Source organism: Streptomyces sp. NPDC127084, from assembly GCF_042724175.1.
Classification (GTDB): domain Bacteria; phylum Actinomycetota; class Actinomycetes; order Streptomycetales; family Streptomycetaceae; genus Streptomyces.
This window is the reverse complement of sequence record NZ_JBHXFA010000268.1, coordinates 1-5,362: the sequence shown is the minus strand read 5'-3', so window position 1 is coordinate 5,362 and position 5,362 is coordinate 1. Positions and strand designations below refer to the sequence as shown.

3 rRNA genes are annotated in these 5,362 nt (G+C 57.3%); all 3 read left to right on the top strand.

The window, feature by feature from the left end:
* Window positions 1–211 precede the first annotated feature (211 nt).
* Window positions 212–1,737 (top strand): 16S ribosomal RNA (locus ACFWI9_RS32750).
* A 305-nt stretch (window positions 1,738–2,042) separates the two neighbouring features.
* Window positions 2,043–5,163: ribosomal RNA gene (locus ACFWI9_RS32745) — 23S ribosomal RNA — on the top strand.
* Between the two features lie 79 nt (window positions 5,164–5,242).
* Window positions 5,243–5,359 (top strand): 5S ribosomal RNA (rrf, locus tag ACFWI9_RS32740).
* Together the 16S, 23S and 5S rRNA genes form the textbook arrangement of a ribosomal RNA operon.
* The last annotated feature ends 3 nt before the right edge of the window (window positions 5,360–5,362 follow it).

Sequence of the window (5,362 nt, the reverse complement as noted above, 5' to 3'; positions counted from 1 at the left end):
AATGTTCTGCGGGTGAGTACGAAGGAAGCGTCCGTTCCTTGAGAACTCAACAGCGTGCCAAAAATCAACGCCAGATTAGTTGATACCCCGTCCATCCGTTCGGATGGTCGAGGTTCCTTTGAAAAAACACAGCGAGGACGCTGTGTGCGAACGGGACTATTCCTCTTGTTCGCACCGCTCTCGTGGTGTTCGCCCCGATTACGGGGAAGCATTCACGGAGAGTTTGATCCTGGCTCAGGACGAACGCTGGCGGCGTGCTTAACACATGCAAGTCGAACGATGAAGCCCTTCGGGGTGGATTAGTGGCGAACGGGTGAGTAACACGTGGGCAATCTGCCCTGCACTCTGGGACAAGCCCTGGAAACGGGGTCTAATACCGGATACCACCCTCTTCCGCATGGGAGGGGGTTGAAAGCTCCGGCGGTGCAGGATGAGCCCGCGGCCTATCAGCTTGTTGGTGGGGTGATGGCCTACCAAGGCGACGACGGGTAGCCGGCCTGAGAGGGCGACCGGCCACACTGGGACTGAGACACGGCCCAGACTCCTACGGGAGGCAGCAGTGGGGAATATTGCACAATGGGCGAAAGCCTGATGCAGCGACGCCGCGTGAGGGATGACGGCCTTCGGGTTGTAAACCTCTTTCAGCAGGGAAGAAGCGAAAGTGACGGTACCTGCAGAAGAAGCGCCGGCTAACTACGTGCCAGCAGCCGCGGTAATACGTAGGGCGCAAGCGTTGTCCGGAATTATTGGGCGTAAAGAGCTCGTAGGCGGCTTGTCGCGTCGGATGTGAAAGCCCGGGGCTTAACCCCGGGTCTGCATTCGATACGGGCAGGCTAGAGTGTGGTAGGGGAGATCGGAATTCCTGGTGTAGCGGTGAAATGCGCAGATATCAGGAGGAACACCGGTGGCGAAGGCGGATCTCTGGGCCATTACTGACGCTGAGGAGCGAAAGCGTGGGGAGCGAACAGGATTAGATACCCTGGTAGTCCACGCCGTAAACGTTGGGAACTAGGTGTTGGCGACATTCCACGTCGTCGGTGCCGCAGCTAACGCATTAAGTTCCCCGCCTGGGGAGTACGGCCGCAAGGCTAAAACTCAAAGGAATTGACGGGGGCCCGCACAAGCAGCGGAGCATGTGGCTTAATTCGACGCAACGCGAAGAACCTTACCAAGGCTTGACATATACCGGAAACGGCCAGAGATGGTCGCCCCCTTGTGGTCGGTATACAGGTGGTGCATGGCTGTCGTCAGCTCGTGTCGTGAGATGTTGGGTTAAGTCCCGCAACGAGCGCAACCCTTGTTCTGTGTTGCCAGCATGCCCTTCGGGGTGATGGGGACTCACAGGAGACTGCCGGGGTCAACTCGGAGGAAGGTGGGGACGACGTCAAGTCATCATGCCCCTTATGTCTTGGGCTGCACACGTGCTACAATGGCCGGTACAAAGAGCTGCGAAGCCGCGAGGCAGAGCGAATCTCAAAAAGCCGGTCTCAGTTCGGATTGGGGTCTGCAACTCGACCCCATGAAGTCGGAGTTGCTAGTAATCGCAGATCAGCATTGCTGCGGTGAATACGTTCCCGGGCCTTGTACACACCGCCCGTCACGTCACGAAAGTCGGTAACACCCGAAGCCGGTGGCCCAACCCCTTGTGGGAGGGAGCTGTCGAAGGTGGGACTGGCGATTGGGACGAAGTCGTAACAAGGTAGCCGTACCGGAAGGTGCGGCTGGATCACCTCCTTTCTAAGGAGCACTTCTAGTCGGCTCAGCCGACTCAGAGGCCAGAACATCGGCGAACGTCCGATGCTGGTTAGCTCATGGGTGGAACGTTGATTATTCGGCACGATCGGGTGGAGGGACTGCTAGTACTGCTTCGGCGTGGAACGCAGGGTCTCAATCGGGTCGGGTCGGGCACGCTGTTGGGTGTCTGAGGGTGCGAGCGTTGCTCGTCCTTCAAGTTGCCGGCCCCAGTGAACTCGTTGCATGTCAGCGGGGTGGTGGGTGGCTGGTCGTTGTTTGAGAACTGCACAGTGGACGCGAGCATCTGTGGCCAAGTTTTTAAGGGCGCACGGTGGATGCCTTGGCACCAGGAACCGATGAAGGACGTGGGAGGCCACGATAGGCCCCGGGGAGCTGTCAACCGAGCTTTGATCCGGGGGTGTCCGAATGGGGAAACCCGGCAGTCGTCATGGACTGTCACCCGCTGCTGAACACATAGGCAGTGTGGAGGGAACGAGGGGAAGTGAAACATCTCAGTACCCTCAGGAAGAGAAAACAACCGTGATTCCGGGAGTAGTGGCGAGCGAAACCGGATGAGGCCAAACCGTATGCGTGTGAGACCCGGCAGGGGTTGCGCATGCGGGGTTGTGGGATTTCTCTTTCATCGTCTGCCGGCGATGAGACGAGTCAGAAACCGTTGATGTAGGCGAAGGGCATGCGAAAGGCCCGGCGTAGAGGGTAAGACCCCCGTAGCTGAAACATCAGCGGCTCGTTTGAGTTATTCCCAAGTAGCACGGGGCCCGAGAAATCCCGTGTGAATCTGGCGGGACCACCCGCTAAGCCTAAATATTCCCTGGTGACCGATAGCGGATAGTACCGTGAGGGAATGGTGAAAAGTACCGCGGGAGCGGAGTGAAATAGTACCTGAAACCGTGTGCCTACAAGCCGTGGGAGCGTCGGAATGTGTTTACACATTCTCGTGACTGCGTGCCTTTTGAAGAATGAGCCTGCGAGTTTGCGGTGTGTTGCGAGGTTAACCCGTGTGGGGAAGCCGTAGCGAAAGCGAGTCCGAATAGGGCGATTTAGTAGCGCGCTCAAGACCCGAAGCGGAGTGATCTAGCCATGGGCAGGTTGAAGCGGAGGTAAGACTTCGTGGAGGACCGAACCCACCAGGGTTGAAAACCTGGGGGATGACCTGTGGTTAGGGGTGAAAGGCCAATCAAACTCCGTGATAGCTGGTTCTCCCCGAAATGCATTTAGGTGCAGCGTCGTGTGTTTCTTGCCGGAGGTAGAGCACTGGATAGGCGATGGGCCCTACCGGGTTACTGACCTTAGCCAAACTCCGAATGCCGGTAAGTGAGAGCGCGGCAGTGAGACTGTGGGGGATAAGCTCCATGGTCGAGAGGGAAACAGCCCAGAGCATCGACTAAGGCCCCTAAGCGTACGCTAAGTGGGAAAGGATGTGGAGTCGCAGAGACAACCAGGAGGTTGGCTTAGAAGCAGCCACCCTTGAAAGAGTGCGTAATAGCTCACTGGTCAAGTGATTCCGCGCCGACAATGTAGCGGGGCTCAAGCGTACCGCCGAAGTCGTGTCATTGCGATATGTACCCCCAACGGGGATCGTGATGGGTAGGGGAGCGTCGTGTGCCGGGTGAAGCAGCCGCGGAAGCGAGTTGTGGACGGTTCACGAGTGAGAATGCAGGCATGAGTAGCGATACACACGTGGGAAACGTGTGCGCCGATTGACTAAGGGTTCCTGGGTCAAGCTGATCTGCCCAGGGTAAGTCGGGACCTAAGGCGAGGCCGACAGGCGTAGTCGATGGACAACCGGTTGATATTCCGGTACCCGCTTTGAAGCGCCCAATATCGAATCCATTAATGCTAAGGCCGTGAAACCGCCGGGTGCGTCTTCGGACAATCTCGGAGTGGTGGAGCCGCTGATCCAAGGTGGTAGTAGGTAAGTGATGGGGTGACGCAGGAAGGTAGTCCAGCCCGGGCGGTGGTTGTCCCGGGGTAAGGGTGTAGCCCGAGAGATAGGCAAATCCGTCTCTCATGAGGGTGAGACCTGATGCCGAGCCGATTGTGGTGAAGTGGATGATCCTATGCTGTCGAGAAAAGCCTCTAGCGAGTTTCATGGCGGCCCGTACCCTAAACCGACTCAGGTGGTCAGGTAGAGAATACCGAGGCGTTCGGGTGAACTATGGTTAAGGAACTCGGCAAAATGCCCCCGTAACTTCGGGAGAAGGGGGGCCACGTCTGGTGATCCGATTTACTCGGTGAGCTGGGGGTGGCCGCAGAGACCAGCGAGAAGCGACTGTTTACTAAAAACACAGGTCCGTGCGAAGCCGTAAGGCGATGTATACGGACTGACGCCTGCCCGGTGCTGGAACGTTAAGGGGACCGGTTAGCTCCATTTCGGTGGGGCGAAGCTGAGAACTTAAGCGCCAGTAAACGGCGGTGGTAACTATAACCATCCTAAGGTAGCGAAATTCCTTGTCGGGTAAGTTCCGACCTGCACGAATGGCGTAACGACTTCTCGACTGTCTCAACCATAGGCCCGGTGAAATTGCACTACGAGTAAAGATGCTCGTTTCGCGCAGCAGGACGGAAAGACCCCGGGACCTTTACTACAGTTTGATATTGGTGTTCGGTTCGGCTTGTGTAGGATAGGTGGGAGACTTTGAAGCGGCCACGCCAGTGGTTGTGGAGTCGTCGTTGAAATACCACTCTGGTCGTGCTGGATGTCTAACCTGGGTCCGTGATCCGGATCAGGGACAGTGTCTGATGGGTAGTTTAACTGGGGCGGTTGCCTCCTAAAGGGTAACGGAGGCGCCCAAAGGTTCCCTCAGCCTGGTTGGCAATCAGGTGTTGAGTGTAAGTGCACAAGGGAGCTTGACTGTGAGACCGACGGGTCGAGCAGGGACGAAAGTCGGGACTAGTGATCCGGCGGTGGCTTGTGGAAGCGCCGTCGCTCAACGGATAAAAGGTACCCCGGGGATAACAGGCTGATCTTCCCCAAGAGTCCATATCGACGGGATGGTTTGGCACCTCGATGTCGGCTCGTCGCATCCTGGGGCTGGAGTCGGTCCCAAGGGTTGGGCTGTTCGCCCATTAAAGCGGTACGCGAGCTGGGTTTAGAACGTCGTGAGACAGTTCGGTCCCTATCCGCTGTGCGCGTAGGAGTCTTGAGAAGGGCTGTCCCTAGTACGAGAGGACCGGGACGGACGAACCTCTGGTGTGCCAGTTGTCCTGCCAAGGGCATGGCTGGTTGGCTACGTTCGGGAGGGATAACCGCTGAAAGCATCTAAGCGGGAAGCCTGCTTCGAGATGAGGACTCCCACCCACTTGATGGGGTAAGGCTCCCAGTAGACGACTGGGTTGATAGGCCGGATATGGAAGCACGGTAACGTGTGGAGTTGACCGGTACTAATAGGCCGAGGGCTTGTCCTCAGTTGCTCGCGTCCACTGTGTTAGTTCTGAAGTAACGAACACGCCATTGCTGGCTTGTTGTTCGACATCTTCATAGTGTTTCGGTGGTCATAGCGTTAGGGAAACGCCCGGTTACATTCCGAACCCGGAAGCTAAGCCTTTCAGCGCCGATGGTACTGCAGGGGGGACCCTGTGGGAGAGTAGGACACCGCCGAACAAT